A 16,205-nucleotide genomic window follows, 5' to 3' on the forward strand; every position below is an offset into this window, starting at 1 on the left:
CCGCTGCCAGCGGAGGCCACGTACCGCCGACCCCCCAGGAGGAGCCCCATGGCGTTCAAGGAGTCCACCACCATCACCCACCCGCCGGCTGACGTCTTCGAGGCCCTGGTGGGCGAGGAGTTCAACCGCACGGTCACCGAGGGCCTGGGCGGGGAGCTGTCCGCCTTCGAACGCCAGGGCGAACTCTCCGGTCCCGTGTCCGTCACCATGCTCCGCACCGTGCCGGTGCACCGGCTGCCCGAGACGGTGCAGAAGTTCGCCGGCAAGTTCCTCGGGGACAAGCTGAGCGTGGAGCAGCAGGAGAACTGGTCCGCCCCCGCGGCGGACGGCTCGCGGACCGGGCAGCTGCTGCTCAGTGTCACCGCGGTCAAGGTCACCGCGACCGCCGAGCAGCGGCTGGTGCCGACCGAGACCGGTACCGACGTGCAGGTGGACGGCTACGTGGAGTGCCGGATCCCGCTGGTCGGCGGCAAGCTGGCCGAGGCCGCCGAACCGCGGGTCGGCAAGGTGCTGGCCCGGCAGTCGCGTGAGGTCACGGACTGGCTGGACCGCTAGGCCGCGCGGACCCGCGCCGTCGTCCGGAACGAGAGGACCCGTCACCCCGCTCTCCCGGGGTGACGGGTCCTCTCGTCCCGGACGGAACGCTGCGTCCGGGACGGCCGGTCGCCACCGGGGCGAGGCCGGCCCGCGTCAGGAGACGCCGTCGAACAGGCTGGTGACCGAGCCGTCCTCGAACACCTCGCGGATGGCGCGGGCGATCAGCGGGGCGATGGACAGCACGGTCAGGGTCTCGAACTGTTTCTCCTCCGGGATCGGCAGGGTGTTCGTCACGACCACCTCGCGGGCGCCGCACTCGGCCAGGCGCTGGGCGGCCGGATCGGAGAACACGGCGTGGGTGGCGGCGATGATGACGTCCTTGGCCCCGGCCTCCTCGAGCACCCGGACGGCCCCGGCGATCGTGCCGCCGGTATCGATCATGTCGTCGATCAGCACGCAGGTGCGGCCCTCGACCTGGCCGACGACCTGCTTGGACACGGCCTGGTTCGGCACGGTCAGGTCACGGGACTTGTGGACGAAGGCCAGCGGGGCACCGCCCAGGCGCTCGGCCCACTGCTCGGCCACGCGCACGCGGCCGGTGTCCGGGGAGACCACGGTGAGCTCTTCGCCACCGGTCCGGGACCGGATGTAATCGCTCAACAGCGGGATGGCGAACAGGTGGTCCACCGGGCCGTCGAAGAAGCCCTGGATCTGGGCGGTGTGCAGGTCCACGCTCATGATGCGGTCCGCGCCGGCGGTCCGGTACAGGTCGGCGACGAGGCGCGCGGAGATCGGCTCGCGGCCGCGGCCCTTCTTGTCCTGGCGGGCGTAGGGGTAGAACGGCGAGATGACGGTGATCCGCTTGGCCGAGGCCCGCTTGAACGAGTCCAGCATGAGCAGCTGTTCCATCAGGTGGTTGTTCAGCGGCGCCGGGTGCGACTGCATCACGAAGATGTCCTTGCCGCGCACGGACTCCGCCGAGCGGACGTAGATCTCCCCGTTGGCGAAGTCATAGGCGCTCATCGGCAGCAGCTCGGTGCCCAGTTCCTCGGCCACCTGCTCCGCCAGCTCGGGGTGGGCGCGGCCGGCGGCCAGGACCAGCTTCTTCTCGCTGTGCTGGGTGATCTCATTCATGGGGATGTGCTTCCTGGTTCTTCTCGGGGGGTGCCGGCCGGTGGGGAGGGGAGGTGGGAGTCTCGGGGCGGGCTCAGGAGCCGTCGCCGGGGGCGTCCTGGGCGGACCGGGCGCGGGCGGCGGCCTCGGCCGCGGGGGAACCGGGGCGGCGCTCCTCGGTCCAGCCCTCGGCGTTGCGCTGCGGGGCCACGGTGAGGGCCAGCGCACCGGCCGGGACGTCCTTGCGCACCACGGCGCCGGCGCCGGTGTAGGCGCCGTCCCCCACGGTCACGGGTGCGATGAACACCGTGTTGGAGCTGGTGCGCACGTGGTCACCGATCACGGTCCGGTGCTTGGCGACGCCGTCGTAGTTCGCGGTGATGTTGCCGCAGCCGATGTTCGTGTACTCACCGATCTCGGCGTCCCCGGCATAACCGAGGTGGGAGAGCTTGGACCCGCGGCCGATGACCGCGTTCTTCGTCTCGTAGAACGCCCCGATCTTGCCCTGCTCCCCCAGCACCGTGCCCGGCCGGATGTAGGTGAACGGCCCGACGACGGCCCCGGCGCCGATGACGGCCCCGGTCGCCTGGGTGCGGGTCACGGTCGCACCGGCGCCCACCGTGGTGTCCACCAGCGTGGTGTCCGGACCGACGACGGCGTCCTCTGCGATGTGCGTGGTGCCCTGCAGGTGGGTGTTCGGCAGGACGGTGGTGTCCGGCTCGAGGGTGACGGTGGAGTCGATCCAGGTGGTCTCGGGGTCCTGTACGGAGGTGCCCGCCCGCATGTGGGCCTCCACGGTGCGCCGGTTCATCTCCGCTCCGAGCGCGGAGAGCTGGACGCGGTCGTTCGCGCCCTCGACCTGCCACTGGTCCTCGGTGGTGACCGCGGCGACCCGGCCGCCGGCCTCGCGGGCCAGGGAGAGCACGTCCGTCAGGTACATCTCGCCCTGGGCGTTGTCCGTGGTGACCCGGGACAGGGCGTCCACCAGGAGGGCGCCGTCGAAGGCGTAGATGCCGGAGTTGACCTCGTTGACCTGCCGCTGGGCGTCGGTGGCGTCCTTGTGCTCCACGATGCCGGCCACGGAGCCGTCCGCCTCGCGCAGGATCCGGCCGTAGCCGGTGGGGTCGGCGAGCAGTGCGGTCAGCACGGTCACGGCGTTGCCCTCGGACTGGTGGGCGGTGACCAGTTCGTCCAGCAGGGCGGTGGTCAACAGCGGGACGTCCCCGTAGGTCACCACGACCGTGCCCTGGACCGGGTGCCCGGCGGCCTGGAGTGACTCCAGTCCACACTGCACGGCGCGGCCGGTGCCCGGGACCTCGTCCTGGTCGGCGATCGTGAGGGTGGCCGCCTCGAGGCCCGGGAGTTCGTCGGCGAGGGCGGTGATGTGCCCGGCCACGAGGTCGCGCTGGTGCCTGACGACGGCGACGAGCCGCTGCGGGGCCAGACCGGCCGCGGCGGCGAGCGCGTGACCGATCATGGAGCGGCCGCCGATGCGGTGCAGGATCTTGGGGGTCTTGGACTTCATCCGGGTACCGGCGCCTGCTGCCAGGACGATGACGGCTGACGGCGCGGCGCTGGCCACGGAGGACTCGGTCAAGGATCTACGCTCCTGCATCGATGCTTCACGGCGGGACTGCCGCAGGCCAGTCTAGACCGCCTGCTCCACGTGATCGCCACTCGGGACCACGTGGACGGCCTGAGGGGTACCGGGCGGGGGTACCCGACCGCCTCGGGGTCCGGCCCGTGGGATGCGTGTTGCCCTTGCCGACCGGGCGGGGCGTTCCTACGGTGAAGCCAGTGCGACCGTTGACCGGCAACGCGTCGCGGAGGACGCCTGGGGGGGCACAGATGCCGACGATGAACGCCGAGTCAGCACGCGTGGGAGAATCCACGGCAGCACCGTTCGGCCGGGCACGCTGCCGGCAGTGGGCCGGTTGGCTCCTGCTGACCTACCTGCTTGGGGTGTGCGCCCTGGTGCTCTCGGTCCGCCTGACCTCCCCGGGCCTGCCCGAGTTCACCGACTCCCTCGTGGCGTGGTCCGCCGAGACGGGGATCCTAGCCGGGTTGCCCTTCGACCGGGTCGGGGCCGTGGCGAACGTGGTGGTCTTCGTGCCCATCGGCTTCCTGCTGACCTGCCTGTGGGGGCGGTGCGGGAGCCGAGGCGAGGGCACCGGGACCGCACCGCGCACCGGCGTGCCGGACTGGGGGGTCCTCCTGCTGGCCACGGCGTGGTCCGCCGGGGTCGAGCTGACCCAGCTCTACCTGCTCGCCGAGACCAGCGGGACCGTACGGGACCTGGTCTGCAACTCCGCGGGCGCCCTGGCCGGCCTGGTCCTCTACCGCGGCGTCCAGGCGGCCCGCCAGCGGGGCCGGACGGGCATTCCCTCCTGAGCGGCCGCCGTCGTGTCCCCGGGCCGCGCGGCGGGGACACCGCGCCCGGCGGTTCATACCGCGGGCCGCCCTGCCAGCACCCGGTGGGTCAGGAACGACCCCAGTTCGGCGGCCGACCGGGCCAGTGAACCGGCGCGCTCGGCGAGTCCGTGCCGACGGCCCAGCGCATTGCCGTAGATGTTCTCCAGGAGCAGGGCCGCGCGGCGCAGACTGTGGTGCTCCTCGACCATCGCGCGTGACCACTCCCCCCTGCGGCGGCGCTCGGCGGCGTCCGCAGCCAGTTCCAGCAGGTGGGGCAGCAGTCCATACTCCCCGCCGTCACCGACGCCGTAGAAGCCCTGCCAGTCGAACGACGTCATCGTCCGCCGGGTGACCGGCTCGCAGAATCCGTCCGCACCCAGCACGATCGCCGGCTTGGCGTAGGCCATGCCCCGCAGGACCGAACCGCCCATGCCCAGCACCACGTCCGCGGCCGCATAGGCCGGGGACGGGTCCGGGAGACTGCCGGTGGCGAGGACCACGCGGCGCCCGTGGCGGGTGTTGACCCGGCGGGCGGCCGCGCGGATGCGCACGAGCTCGGGCCCGCCGCCGCCGATCAGCAGGACGGCGGGCTCGCGTTCCGCCAGGCGGTCGACGTGGGCGATGGCCGCGATGACGCCCGCGGCCTGGTCGAGGTCGGTGGTCATCTGCCCGACCAGGGAGATCACCAGGTCCTCCGGCGAGAGACCCAGGGACCTGCGGGCGGGCCAGGGGTCGGTGGGCACGCAGGCGATCGTGTCCACCGGCGGCGCCATCAGGTGCCGCCGGGGGTGGTCCCCGGTGTCCGCCCACAGCTTCCGCGAGCCCACGATCAGGTCCAGGTGCCGGGGCAGGAACCGCGGGACGTCTGCGCACGGCACCGTCATCACCTGGGGGATCCCGATGAGACCGTGGGCTCCGAAGGAGGCCCCGATGGAGGGACCCCAGTCGTAGGTGTGCACGACGTCGGCCCGCCACGAGCGGGCCAGCCGGAGCAGGCCGGCCGCCCAGCCCACCGAGAGACGTGCCGAGGAGCCCGCCAGGGTCAGGTCCAGGCCCAGGGCATGGACCCGGTCCATCAGCGGGCCGGGCGAGGCGTAGAGCATGACGTGATGGCCGCGGTCCCGGATGGCGGCGGCCAGGTCCAGGGCGTTGAGCTGGCTGCCGCCCACCTCCATGTCGTGCAGGCAGACGATGATCCTCATCGGGGTGGCACCCCCGGGGTGCCCTCGCCGCGGCGGTTCCGCGGCGCCTGGGAGGCGGACTGCAGGCTCGCGGTCACCCGGCGGTGTTCCTCGGCCGTCATCGTGTGGAAGACCGGGAGGACCAGGGTGTGGTCCGTCAACCGCTCGGTCACGGGCAACGGCCGCACCCGCCCGGAGTGTCCCGCGTAGGCGTCCTGCCGGTGGGAGGCCATGACGCCCCGCCGGGCCGAGATCCCGTCCGCCACCAGCCAGGCGAGCAGTTCGTCCCGGTCCAGGGGGAATCCGGGCAGGACCTCGATCCAGAACGACTGGAAGTTGCCCCGCCCGTAGTCGGGGTCCGCCGCGTACCGCACCCCGGGCACCGTGGCCAGCACGTCCTGGTACTCATGGGCCAGTGCCCTGCGGCGCCGGACCATCTCCGGCACCTTGCCCAGTTGGACCAGCCCCACGGCGGCCTGCAGGTCCGTCATGCGGTAGTCGAAGCCGATCTCCGGGTAGCGCTCCAGCGCCGAGGGCACGGACTCATGGCGCTCGGCCGCGCTGACGTCCAGGGAGTGCTCGCGCAGCCGCCGGGCGCGGGCCGCCCACTCCGGGTTGTCCGTGGTGAGCATGCCTCCCTCACCGGTGGTGAGCACCGCGTCTTGGTGGAAGGACCAGGCGGTGATGTCGGCGCCCGTCCCGACCGGACGATCCCGGTAGGTACAGCCGACCGCGCCGTCGGCGTCCTCGATCAGGGCCAGCGAGTGGCGGTCGCACAGGTCGCGGATGGGGTCCAGGTCCAGTGGCATCCCGCCCTGGTCGACTCCGATCACCGCCGTGGTCCGGGGCGTGATGACCGCGTCCAGCGTCTCCGCCGTGGCGTTGCCGGTGATCAGGTCGACGTCCGCGAACACCGGCCTCGCTCCCGCATAGGTCACCGCGTTGGCGACGGCCAGGAAGGACAGGGACGGGACGATGACGTCATCGCCGGGCTGGATCCCCGCCACGATGAGCGCCAGGTGCAGGGCCGAGGTGCCCGAGGAGGTGGCGACTGCGTGGGAGACGCCCTGGGCCTGGGCGAAGGCGCGTTCGAACTCGGCGGTGCTTGGGCCCTGGGCGACCCGGCCCGACTCGAGGACCTGGCGGACCGCCTCCGCCTCCTCCGGCCCGAGCCAGGGACGCATCAGGCTGATCCTGCTCATCAGGTCCCACCCCGTCCGGTCCGCTCGCTCGTGTCCGGTGCCGTCTCGCCAGCACCGGACGCCCCGTGGGCCGGGGCCCAGGGGTCGGGGATCGCGGTCGTGGCCCCGCCCCGCGCGAGGCTGGTCGAGGTCGACTCCAGCACGGACAGCACGCGCAGGGCCGACCGGCCGTCGGTCAGGGCCGGACGGTGACCGCGGATCGCGTCCGCGAAGTTCGAGACCATCAGCGCGAGCGGCGTGGACTCGCTCAGGGGAGGCGACCAGGGGTCCTGCCGCCGGGACGGGATCGCCACGCCCGGGCCGGTCCCCGCATCGGCCAGGCCCATGTGGCGGCGGTCCGGGACGACATCCCGGTCGTGGATGCTCAACCGCTGCTGGGGGTTCAGGTCGTCCCAGATCAGCGTCTTCCGGCTGCCTCCGATCACCATCTGCTGGACCTTCGTCGGGGACAGCCAGTTGACGTGGACGTGGGCGAGGGCGCCATTGGACAACGGCAGGTTCAGGTAACCCACGCAGGCCTTGCCCGAGCGCAACGGGTCCGCGCCCTGGGCCGAGACGACCTGCGGTTCCAGGCCTCCGGGGAGGACGAAGTCCAGGACGGACAGGTCGTGCGCCGCCTGGTCCCAGAACACGTCCGCGTCCGACCGGACGAAGTCGTGGTTGATCCTGACGGAGTCCACGTAGCGGATCTCGCCCAGCTCAGCGCCGGCGATGAGCTCACGGATCTTGAGCACGGCCGGGGTGTAGCAGTACGCGTGGTTCACCATCAGCACGCTGCCGCGGGACTCGGCGGCGGCCACCATCTCGACGGCGGCCCCGGTCGTGTCCGCCAGGGGTTTCTCCAGCAGCACGTGCTTGCCGGCGGCGAGCGCCTGCAGGGTGATCCCGTGGTGCGTAGGGGCCGGTGTCGCGATCACGACCGCGTCGACGTCGTGTCCGGCGAGCAGTTCGGTCACGGAGGTGGTCACGGCAGGGTGCCCGGCCTCCCGGGCCAGGCCCTCGGCCCGGGACCGGTCCGCGTCACAGACGGCGACGACCTCCCAGTCCGCGCTCTGGGCGAAGGCCCCCGCCAGGCCCGGGGTGCCGCTGTCGGCACCGACCACGGCCACGCGCAGGGTGGGACGGAGGGTGTTCTCGGTGGGGAGGCCCATCAGTACACCCCCGGCCCGGGTCCGTGGAGGCCCTGGTCGTCCCGCGTCAACGGCCCGGCCACGACGACGGCGTCGGCGCCGAGGTCCTTGACGGCGGTATCGACCTCGTCGATTCCCACGTAGCACAGGGCGCGGTGGGCCTCACCCCAGTCCTGGGTGGCGTCCCCCGAGGCGACCTCGCCGTCCAGCACCACGCCCACGATCGTGTAGGCGGCGGGCCGCCGCCCGGCCCGGTGCAGGACCTGGCGCACGTCGGCCGGGGCGCCGACGACCACGACGGAGAGGGCACGGCCCTCCAGCCGGCTCCGGCGCGCCAGGGCCCGCCAGGGCCGCCCGGCGGGCAGCCGCCGGGCCGGCTCGGCGGGGGTGGTGATCCGGAGGAGCGCGGTCAGGACCGTCACGAGCGCGCGGTCCAGGAGGCTGCCCCGGCACGGGGTGGCCGGGACGGCGTACTGCGTGCGCTGGCCGCTCGACAGGGCGGTGCCGGATGTCTGCACCATGGTCATGTCTCAACCCGGGGCCCGTGTAGGGCATCGGCTGGAAAAGGCATTTGGACTCCCACAGGGGTGAGGGGCCGGTGTGCCCATGAGCGTGAAGCACGACCGGCCCGGGGAGGCCGCCGGGGGTGACGGCCTCTCGCTTCCCCTCGAGCCTAGGATCGGCCCCCGCCTCCCGCATCCGTGGGCCCGTACTCTAAATCACCCCGCAGAGCACGTGCTCGGATCCCGGGCTCTCGCTACGGTCACTCGCCGGGACGGGTGAGCCGCCCGCGGGTGCATGGGCCTGGCCCGATGTCACCCGCGGGCGGCTGGCCCGGGGGGTGGTGGTGCGCCGGCGCAGGAATCAGACCGGCAGGTCGCGCAGTTCGGAGCGATCCGTGATGCCGAGCTTGGTGAACACCCGGTAGAGGTGTCCCTCGACGGTCCGCTGGGAGACGAAGAGCTTCTCGGCCACCTCGGCGTTGCTCATCCCGGCGGCCGCCAGGTCCACGATCTCCTGCTCTCGTGCGGTCAGCTCGCCGAGGGCCAGGGCGCCGGTCACGAAGGGCGGGAACTGCAGGCCCGTGGACACCTGGAGCCGCTTCAGCCTCCGCAGGGCCTCACCGCGCCGTCGCAGGTCCCCGGCCCCGTGATGCAGCAGGACCAGCCGGGACCAGGCGATCGCTGCCGGGAGGATGTCCCCGGTGGACGCCGTGTGCTCGGCCACCGAGGCCAGTCCGCGCGGGTCATGGTCCAGGGCCGGGTCGAGGACCCGCGTGAGCGCCCGGGACCGGCGACCGTCCAGGCCGGAGCAGATGCCGTGCAGTCGTGACATCACGCCGTCGTCCTCGGCCTGCGGGGGACGCAGGACCAACAGGGTGAACAGGATCTCGCGACGCACCACGGGGTCGGTGTCGAGCCGGGGATCCTCGAGGATCTGACGCCACAGGGGCCGGTGGTCGTCCGTCATGGCCTTCACGCGGTCCTCGGCGATGCTGAACAGGGCCAGGGCGAGCAGCCAGCGGCCCCGGGAACCGCGCTGCGGTCGGCGCGCCCGCACGTCGGCACCGATGTCGACCGGGGTCGGGGACAGCGCCACCCGGTGGGGGGTGAGCGTGGCCTCAGCCCACGGCAGCAGCTGCGCCGGGTCGTACTGGCGCAGGTCGACCACGGCGTCGTGCAGCATGGAGACCGACGCCGCGGTGCCGCCGTGGACCAGGTCCACCATCGCCCGCAGCGCGAGCACGGTGCCACCCCGCTGGTGCCATTGACGGGGACCCAGCCGGTCCTGGGTGTCCAGGACCCTGCGGGCCTCGTCGAGCTCGCCGGCCGTCGTCAGGTTCAGGACCAGGTTGACCAGGGCGTAGATGCCGAACCTGGCCGAGAACTGTGGCGTGCTGACGGCCAGCTCATGGGCCGAGCGGGCCACCTCGATGGCCTCCGCGGCCTGTCCGGCCAGGCCCAGCAGGTCCGACTGCAGCAGGAGCAGGATGGCCCGGGTGCCGGGGTCGGTGCCGGGGTCCTCGATCAACCGGCGGGACTGCTCCAGGAGCTCGTCGCGCCGGTCGTCCATGCCCGGGTCCACCAGCAGGTTGACCATGGTCCGCAGGGACTCAGGAAGCGCGGGCTCGGTGGTCATGCGCGCCCGCACCCCGGCCAGCGCCTGCGGCAGGGCCGCCCAGCCGTGGGGCGCCTGGCCGTTGCGGACGAGGTCGAGGGCCAGCAGCCCGTAGACCTCGATCCGGTAGTCCGGGTCATCGGACCGGGCCGCCAATTCCTCCAGTTCGGCCCGGGCCGTGCCCGTCCGACCACCCACCAGCATGAGTTCGGCCACCAGCAGGTCCGCACGCGGGTCCTCTCGCCCGGCCAGGAACGGGGCCAGGGCCCGCGCAGTCGGCCAGTCCTTGGTCCCCAGCGCCCGGTAGCCGGCGGCGATGATGTCCCCCAGGTCCACGGGATGCCCGCACTCCAGGGCCCACAGCACGGTGCGCGCGGTGGGACGCTCGTGGATGGAACCGCCCACGGCCTGCCAGCGGGTGAACAGGTCCACGCTGCGTCCCGGGGGGATGCACGAGCGCAGGACCTCGGCGTGCAGGACGGCGGACAGGGTCACGGAATCGGCACCGGCGTCCCGGAGGAAACCGTTCTCGAACAGGTCCTGGACGTGGTCGCCGCTCACCGCACGCAGGTGGGCCCGGGAGGCCACCCCGGCCAGGGCGAGCAGGTCCAGGCACTCCCGCTCTCCGGGCAGGAGCGAGGCCTGCATGGATTCCACCGTGTCGACGAGCCAGGCATCCGGATCCGGGGCCGGACGGAGCAGGACCCAGGGGACGGCGCGGCCCGGCAGGACCGAACCGCCCTTGGCCTGGACCAGCACCCCCTGGTGCAGGGCCGATTCCAGGAAGGCCTGGACCAGCCGGGGGTTGCCCCCGGTCATCCCGTGGATGGTGCGCGCCGCCCCCTGGGTCAGGGCGCCACCGAGCGTCTGCTCACACTGGCGCCGCACCTGGTCCGGATCACCGGGTCCAAGGTGGACGGTGCGGAGCATGCCGGTGTCGGACAGCGCCGCGATCCCGGATTCCCGGCCGAGCAGACCGGTCCCGCTGGCCAGCAGGGTGGCTGCCCGGTTCTGGACCAGCTGGGCCAGGACGAAGGCGCTGGCGGCGTCCAGGTACTGGACGTCCACCACGACGATCACCGGGTTGGTGCCCAGCTGCTGGAGCGCCCGCAACACCCCGACGGGCGTGTTGAGCTCGTCCAGTGCGGTCAGCAGGGGGACGAGGGCTCCGTACGGTATCTCGCGCAGCGACGGTGTGCACTGGACGGTGTGCACGTCGTCCGCCAGGCCGGCGATCTCCAGGGCGGCCTGGACGAGCGAGGACTTCCCCGTGCCGGGGCCGCCCAGGATCACCGCACCGGCCCGGTCGGCTCCGAGCAAGTCCTCGACGAGCGTCGTGAGGTGAGGGGAATCGGTGGGGATCCCCGCGTGCTGGGGGCGCAGCCCCGTGGTCTGCTCGCTCATCGGCCCACCTGCAGCTGCGCCTGGGCGGCGGCGAGCCGGGTCAGGTCCGCCCGGCCCCGGACCTGCAGCTTGGCGTAGATCTGGTAGAGGTGTCCCTCGACGGTGCGGATGGAGATGCCGGTGATGCGGGCGATCACCGCGTTCGTCTTGCCGTCGACGACGAGCCGGGCGATCTCCCGTTCGCGGCGGGTCAGCTGGCCCATCCACTCGGGGTCGGTGCCGGCGTCATCGGCCGGCCCGTTCTTCGCCCGCCGTGACGGGGCGGCGTCGGCGATCCGGCGCAGCACCTGGGGTGAGAGACCCTTCAGCAACGGCGAGTCCGCCTGGTCGACGTATGAGGCGCACCCGGCTTCTGCGAGGGCCTCGAGGGCCCGCACGAGCAGGTTCTCGTCGTCTTCCAGGACGGACCGGGCCAGGAGCTGGTTGGGTGCCGAGGCCGCGGTCTGGGTGCGTGCTGCGGCCTGGGCCAGCCGCGGGGCGAGCAGGAGGTCCCCGGACTGGAAGGCGATCGCCAGGGCCGAGAACTCGACGGCGAACAGGCCGGCCTCGGCAGCCCGGTCGGCCAGGGCCGAGATACGGGCGAGGCTTGCCTCGGGCGAGTGGATCCGCGCGGTGGCCTGGGCCAGGAACAACTCGGTCACCCAGCCGAGCCGGCCGAGGGGCTGACCCGCCAGCTGCCCGGCCTGACTGTCCACCAGCGCCTGGAAGACCTCCGGGGCCCGGTTGTCCGTGCCATCGTCGCCACCGTCACTGCAGAAGACCAGCAGGGCCCGGGCCGCCTGGAGCTCGTGCGGATTGCCCATGGCCTCCAGCTGGGCCACCAGGCCCGCGGCCCGGCGGTACGCCGGCTCACGGTCTCCGGTCATGGCGTCGACCGTGGTCAGGACCAGTTCTGCGTACTGTGCGGACTGCGGGTTCCCGTGATGGCCGTCGATGACCGTCTCGGCGAGGTCCCGGCACCGGTCCAGCTGTCCGCAGGCGAGCAGGACGTTCAGCATCGACTGCGCCAGGACGGAACGGTCCGCGGGACTCAGCACGTCGTCGATGATCCCGGCGGAGTGGAAGCGGGTGAGCTCTGCGTCGAGCCGGTCCAGCAGGCGCAGTGCGCCGTCCTGGTCATCACCCAGGGCCAGGGCCTCGGCCCGCAGGGCCTGGGCGCGGCAGCGCACGGACTCCCCGGTGACGTCCGAACCGCGCGGAGCCAGCAGCTCGGGCAGGTGCTCGGCAGGGACCTGGTCCAACCGGGCGTGTGCCTCGCGGAGGTCGCCGCGCGCCACGGCCACGCTGGCCGCCAGCACGCTCAGGGACGCGGAATCCGCGACCGGCGCCCGCGTCAGCACGGCCTCGGCCCCGTCCAGGTCCCCCATGGCGATCCGGGCACAGCACTCGGCCCAGGCCAGGTGTGTCCAGGCGGACTCCCCTGCCGGACCGGGGTTCGACGCCGCATGCCACCCGGATTCCACGAACAGGGACACCGCACCCTGGACGTCACCGAGCATGATCAGTTCGTCAGCGGCCCGCAGCACGCTGTGGTACCCGGGATCGAGGGCCTGCAGCATGCCGGCCAGCTCGCGGCGGCGGTCCGGCTCGATCGCCGCCAGGGTCTCCGCCGACTGCACGGAGTCCAGCCGGGCGATCCGGCCGGACTGGTCGCTGCGGATCTCCAGCGCGCCCCCGTCCTGCAAGGTGTCCAGCTCGTGCGCGAAGCCGATGTGGATGAGGTCGCTGACGGGCATGGGCCCGCAGACGGCCAGCATCTCGAGCAGGGAGCGCTGGCGGACGGGCAGGTGCCGCAGCGAGGTGGCCAGCAGACCGGTGGGGTCCATCCTCGGCAGGGCCCCGGGCACCATGATCCAGCCCTCCTCGGCACGCTGCAGCTTGCCGCTGGCCACGCAGTCACTCGCGAGCTGACGCAGGCGGCTGACCGAACCGCCGCTGTGGCGCCACAGCACGGTCGCCGCGAACCGGGACACCGGACCGTCGAGCACGTCCTCGATCAGCCTCTCACCGGCCGTGGGCGTCAACGGCCGCACCGTGATCCCGGCCACGAGGCCCGCGCGCAGCAGCGACACCAGGTCCACGGGGACGTCGGTCAGCCGCTCGCAGTGGACCACCAGGCAGATGCTGTCGACCTGGGCCAGCTGGGACAGCACCGTGATGGTGCCGGCATCGATCTGGTCCGGCTGGGACACGATGACGACGGCCGGGGCCGCCCCGTCCGGGCGCAGGAAGCCCGAGAGGGTGCGCAGCATGCCGTGAAGCGACGAGGGGGGCGTCCGGTCCAGCCCGGAGAGGAGGATGGCCAGGGCCCCGTACGGGGTGGCGGCCGCGAACGCGCTGCCATGCAGGCGGTAGACGGACCGCTCGGGCGGGAGGGCGGCGAGGGCCGTCTCGATGGTCTCGCGCCGGTCACCGGCCTCACCGATCAGCACGGCACCGCGCCGGGCGTCGCCGGCAAGGATCCGGCCCAGCGCCGTGCTGGCCTCCTGGGGAGACTCCATCCACCGGCCGTCGGTGCCGGAGCCCAGCCAGGCGACCCCGGGCTGCTGCGCCAGGCGCGACCGCTGGGACACCGGCGGCTGGGCCGGCGATGACGCGTTCACGGAGGGGCCGGCGGTGCGGCCGGCGGGGCCGGTGCGACGGCACGCGGCAACGGGGGACGGGCTCGACGGACAGGGTCCGGCCCGTCATGGGGAGACGGGGCCGGGGAGTCTGGAGCGAGCGTTGGGGTGAATGGGACCGATGAGACGTGTACATACTGGAGCGCCCTCTGTTCTGGACTGCCTCCGGAAGGGGGATTCCGGACATGATCGCGGGGATGCGTCACGACCTTGACAGGTGGCTTTCGTCACAGATCCTAGGGAGCAGCTCGGGGCGGGGGAAGCCCTGACGACATGGGCGGACGCTTAGGAAGCGAAATCAACCCCCAAAATTAACCCTTGACGGAGTGATCATTGTGTGCATACGCCCCTGACAGGGCGACACGGCATCGATCATGGTTCCGCCCATAGGATTCGAACCTATACTGCACGGCTCCAAAGGCCGGCGTGCTGCCGTTACACCAGGGCGGATCGGCCAGCGGGGCCGGCAGTCCATTCTGCCACAGTCACCACGCGGGGCAAGGAGGGGACGCAGCGGCCAGGCCGGTCGCCGCAGGCCAGGGCCGGGTCCTCGCCTACCCCTCGGCGACCTCGCCGGCCTCGAGCCAGGCCAGCTCGGCCTGTTCCTTGCGCTCGGTCAGCTCCTGCAGGTCGGCGTTGGCCCCGGCGAGCGCCGCGAAGTCCCCGGCCTCGGACAACCGCGCCATCCGGGCGTGCAGTTCGGACTCCTCCTCGGCCAGTCGCGCCAGCTGCCGCTCCAGCCGGCCGGCCTCCTTGCGGGCCGCCCGCTTCTCGGCCTCGCTCGGACCGGACGGCGCGGCCGCCGCCCCGGGCCCGGCAGGGGCACTCGAACCCGCCCCGCCGCCGGCAGCCGGGGCCCCGGCCCCACCGCCGGCGCCCGTGAACCCCCCGGCCCGCCCCGCACCCGGGGACTCCTGCTCCCGGCGCAGGGCCAGGTACTGGTCCACTCCCCCGGGCAGGTCGCGCACCTTGCCGTCCCCGAGCAGGGCGAGCTGGTGGTCGGTGACGCGCTCGAGCAGATACCGGTCGTGACTGACCACCACGAGGGTGCCCGGCCAGCCGTCGAGCATGTCCTCCACCGCCGCCAGGGTGTCCGTGTCGAGGTCGTTGGTCGGCTCGTCCAGCATCAGCACGTTCGGCTCCCCCACCATGAGGCGCAGCAACTGCAGACGGCGCCGCTCGCCACCGGAGAGCTCGGCCACGGGCGTCCACTGCCGCGAGGTGCCGAAGCCCAGCTGCTCCAGCAGCTGCCCGGTGGACAGATCCCTGCCACCGACCTGGAACGAGTTGCCCTCCCGGGCCATGACCTCGGCCACCCGGAGGTGGGAGACCTCGTCGAGCTCCCGGACGTCCTGGGTGAGGATGGCGGTCTGCACGGTCTTGCCGCGCCTGACCCTCCCGGAGTCCGGCTGCACCTGTCCGTCGAGCAGGCGCATCAGGGTCGACTTGCCGGCACCGTTGACGCCCACGATCCCCACCCGCTCGCCGGGGGCCAGCCGCAGCGTGACGTCGTCGAACAGGGTGACGGGCGCGCCGCCGTCGGGGCCGGGGATCGTGTAGGTGACCGACTCCAGGTCCAGGACGTCCTTGCCCAGCCGGGCGGTGGCCATCTTGGCCAGCGAGACGGCGTCCCGCGGTTCCGGCACGTCGGCGATCACCGCGTTCGCCGCCTCGATGCGGAACTTGGGCTTGGAGGTCCGGGCCGGGGCGCCGCGACGCAGCCACGCCAGTTCCTTCTTCACCAGTTGCTGCCGCTTGGACTCCATCACGGCCGCGGCACGGTCCCGCTCGGCCCGGGCCAGCATCCAGGCCGCGTAACCGCCGTCGAAGGGCTCCACCGTGGCGTCGTGCACCTCCCACGTGCGGGTGCACACCTCGTCGAGGAACCAGCGGTCGTGCGTGACCACGAGCAGACCGCCGTCGGTGGCCCGCCAGCGGGTCTTGAGGTGCCCGGCGAGCCAGGCGACGCCCTCGACGTCGAGGTGGTTCGTGGGCTCGTCGAGGAAGATCAGGTCGTCGTCCCCGGCCAGCAACCGCGCCAGTGCGGTGCGGCGCCGCTGTCCGCCGGACAGGGTCCCGACGGTGCGCTCCCAGTCCAGACCGCCGAGCAGGCCTTGCATGACGTCGCGGATCTTCGGGTCCGAGGCCCACACGTGGTCCGGGACGTCCCCGACCACGGCGTGTTTGACCGTGTCGGCATCGTCGAGGTCGTCACGCTGGTCCAGCACGCCCAGGGTGACGCCACCCCGGCGGGTGACCCGGCCGGCGTCGGGCTCCTGCTGGCCGGCCAGGATGCGCATCAGCGTGGACTTGCCGTCGCCGTTGCGGCCGACCAGGCCGATGCGGTCGCCCTCGTCCACGCCCAGGGAGACGGCGTCCAGGACGGTGCGGGTGCCGAAGGAGATGCCGATGTTCTCGGCGCCGAGCAGGTGTGCCATGAAGCGGTGTGGTCCTTGGGTTCGGGGGTGTGGGTGGGGCGGGGGCGCA

11 protein-coding genes and 1 tRNA gene are annotated in these 16,205 nt (G+C 72.8%); 2 read left to right on the forward strand and 10 right to left on the reverse strand.

Annotated elements, in window-relative coordinates; all coding sequences use genetic code 11:
* Positions 1-48 precede the first annotated feature (48 nt).
* Positions 49-555: a DUF2505 domain-containing protein gene (locus CITRI_RS0101995; RefSeq protein ID WP_010142888.1), complete on the forward strand. Its 507-nt coding sequence runs from the start codon at positions 49-51 to the stop codon at positions 553-555.
* A 135-nt stretch (positions 556-690) separates the two neighbouring features.
* On the opposite strand, the gene CITRI_RS0102000 is transcribed toward CITRI_RS0101995, so the two are convergent.
* Positions 691-1,671, reverse strand: a complete 981-nt coding sequence (locus CITRI_RS0102000) for a ribose-phosphate diphosphokinase (protein ID WP_010142890.1) — start codon at positions 1,669-1,671, stop codon at positions 691-693.
* Positions 1,672-1,744: 73 nt separating this feature from the next.
* Entirely contained in the window at positions 1,745-3,265 is a 1,521-nt protein-coding gene (glmU, locus tag CITRI_RS0102005; RefSeq protein ID WP_050813548.1) for a bifunctional UDP-N-acetylglucosamine diphosphorylase/glucosamine-1-phosphate N-acetyltransferase GlmU, read from the reverse strand.
* Between the two features lie 233 nt (positions 3,266-3,498).
* Between glmU and CITRI_RS0102010 the strand changes: the two genes are divergently transcribed.
* The gene (locus tag CITRI_RS0102010) at positions 3,499-4,041 is read left to right on the forward strand and encodes a VanZ family protein (RefSeq protein WP_010142892.1); all 543 of its coding nucleotides are present in this window, start codon (positions 3,499-3,501) and stop codon (positions 4,039-4,041) included.
* A gap of 53 nt (positions 4,042-4,094) precedes the next feature.
* On the opposite strand, the gene CITRI_RS15905 is transcribed toward CITRI_RS0102010, so the two are convergent.
* From CITRI_RS15905 to CITRI_RS0102050, 8 genes are all read right to left on the reverse strand, one after another.
* Positions 4,095-5,264, reverse strand: a complete 1,170-nt coding sequence (locus CITRI_RS15905) for a glycosyltransferase (RefSeq protein ID WP_010142893.1) — start codon at positions 5,262-5,264, stop codon at positions 4,095-4,097.
* Positions 5,261-6,445, reverse strand: coding sequence for a DegT/DnrJ/EryC1/StrS aminotransferase family protein (locus tag CITRI_RS0102020; protein ID WP_050813549.1), 1,185 nt, complete (start codon positions 6,443-6,445; stop codon positions 5,261-5,263). Before CITRI_RS0102020 ends, CITRI_RS15905 begins: the two co-directional genes overlap by 4 nt.
* The gene (locus CITRI_RS0102025; protein ID WP_010142895.1) at positions 6,445-7,596 is read right to left on the reverse strand and encodes a Gfo/Idh/MocA family protein; all 1,152 of its coding nucleotides are present in this window, start codon (positions 7,594-7,596) and stop codon (positions 6,445-6,447) included. Before CITRI_RS0102025 ends, CITRI_RS0102020 begins: the two co-directional genes overlap by 1 nt.
* Complete coding sequence (locus tag CITRI_RS0102030) at positions 7,596-8,096, reverse strand: nucleoside-diphosphate sugar epimerase/dehydratase (protein WP_141565898.1); 501 nt, start codon at positions 8,094-8,096, stop codon at positions 7,596-7,598. Before CITRI_RS0102030 ends, CITRI_RS0102025 begins: the two co-directional genes overlap by 1 nt.
* A 343-nt stretch (positions 8,097-8,439) precedes the next feature.
* The gene (locus CITRI_RS20455; protein ID WP_010142897.1) at positions 8,440-11,097 is read right to left on the reverse strand and encodes a LuxR family transcriptional regulator; all 2,658 of its coding nucleotides are present in this window, start codon (positions 11,095-11,097) and stop codon (positions 8,440-8,442) included.
* On the reverse strand, positions 11,094-13,700 hold the full coding sequence (locus CITRI_RS0102040; RefSeq protein ID WP_141565899.1) for a LuxR C-terminal-related transcriptional regulator: 2,607 nt from the start codon (positions 13,698-13,700) through the stop codon (positions 11,094-11,096). The genes CITRI_RS20455 and CITRI_RS0102040 overlap by 4 nt, the downstream gene beginning before the upstream one ends.
* A gap of 393 nt (positions 13,701-14,093) precedes the next feature.
* Positions 14,094-14,168, reverse strand: a tRNA-Gln gene (locus CITRI_RS0102045).
* A gap of 104 nt (positions 14,169-14,272) precedes the next feature.
* Positions 14,273-16,156: an ABC-F family ATP-binding cassette domain-containing protein gene (locus CITRI_RS0102050; protein ID WP_010142900.1), complete on the reverse strand. Its 1,884-nt coding sequence runs from the start codon at positions 16,154-16,156 to the stop codon at positions 14,273-14,275.
* Positions 16,157-16,205 lie beyond the last annotated feature (49 nt).

The organism is Citricoccus sp. CH26A (assembly GCF_000224415.1).
Taxonomy (GTDB): domain Bacteria; phylum Actinomycetota; class Actinomycetes; order Actinomycetales; family Micrococcaceae; genus Citricoccus.

Coding starts and splice junctions, on each gene's coding strand:
- CITRI_RS0102025 (WP_010142895.1), bottom strand. CDS start 7,596: ATGGGCCTCCCCACCGAGAACACCCTCCGTCCCACCCTGCGCGTGGCC.
- CITRI_RS0101995 (WP_010142888.1), top strand. CDS start 49: ATGGCGTTCAAGGAGTCCACCACCATCACCCACCCGCCGGCTGACGTC.
- glmU (WP_050813548.1), bottom strand. CDS start 3,265: ATGCAGGAGCGTAGATCCTTGACCGAGTCCTCCGTGGCCAGCGCCGCG.
- CITRI_RS0102030 (WP_141565898.1), bottom strand. CDS start 8,096: ATGGTGCAGACATCCGGCACCGCCCTGTCGAGCGGCCAGCGCACGCAG.
- CITRI_RS20455 (WP_010142897.1), bottom strand. CDS start 11,097: ATGAGCGAGCAGACCACGGGGCTGCGCCCCCAGCACGCGGGGATCCCC.
- CITRI_RS0102000 (WP_010142890.1), bottom strand. CDS start 1,671: ATGAATGAGATCACCCAGCACAGCGAGAAGAAGCTGGTCCTGGCCGCC.
- CITRI_RS0102050 (WP_010142900.1), bottom strand. CDS start 16,156: ATGGCACACCTGCTCGGCGCCGAGAACATCGGCATCTCCTTCGGCACC.
- CITRI_RS0102010 (WP_010142892.1), top strand. CDS start 3,499: ATGCCGACGATGAACGCCGAGTCAGCACGCGTGGGAGAATCCACGGCA.
- CITRI_RS15905 (WP_010142893.1), bottom strand. CDS start 5,264: ATGAGGATCATCGTCTGCCTGCACGACATGGAGGTGGGCGGCAGCCAG.
- CITRI_RS0102020 (WP_050813549.1), bottom strand. CDS start 6,445: ATGAGCAGGATCAGCCTGATGCGTCCCTGGCTCGGGCCGGAGGAGGCG.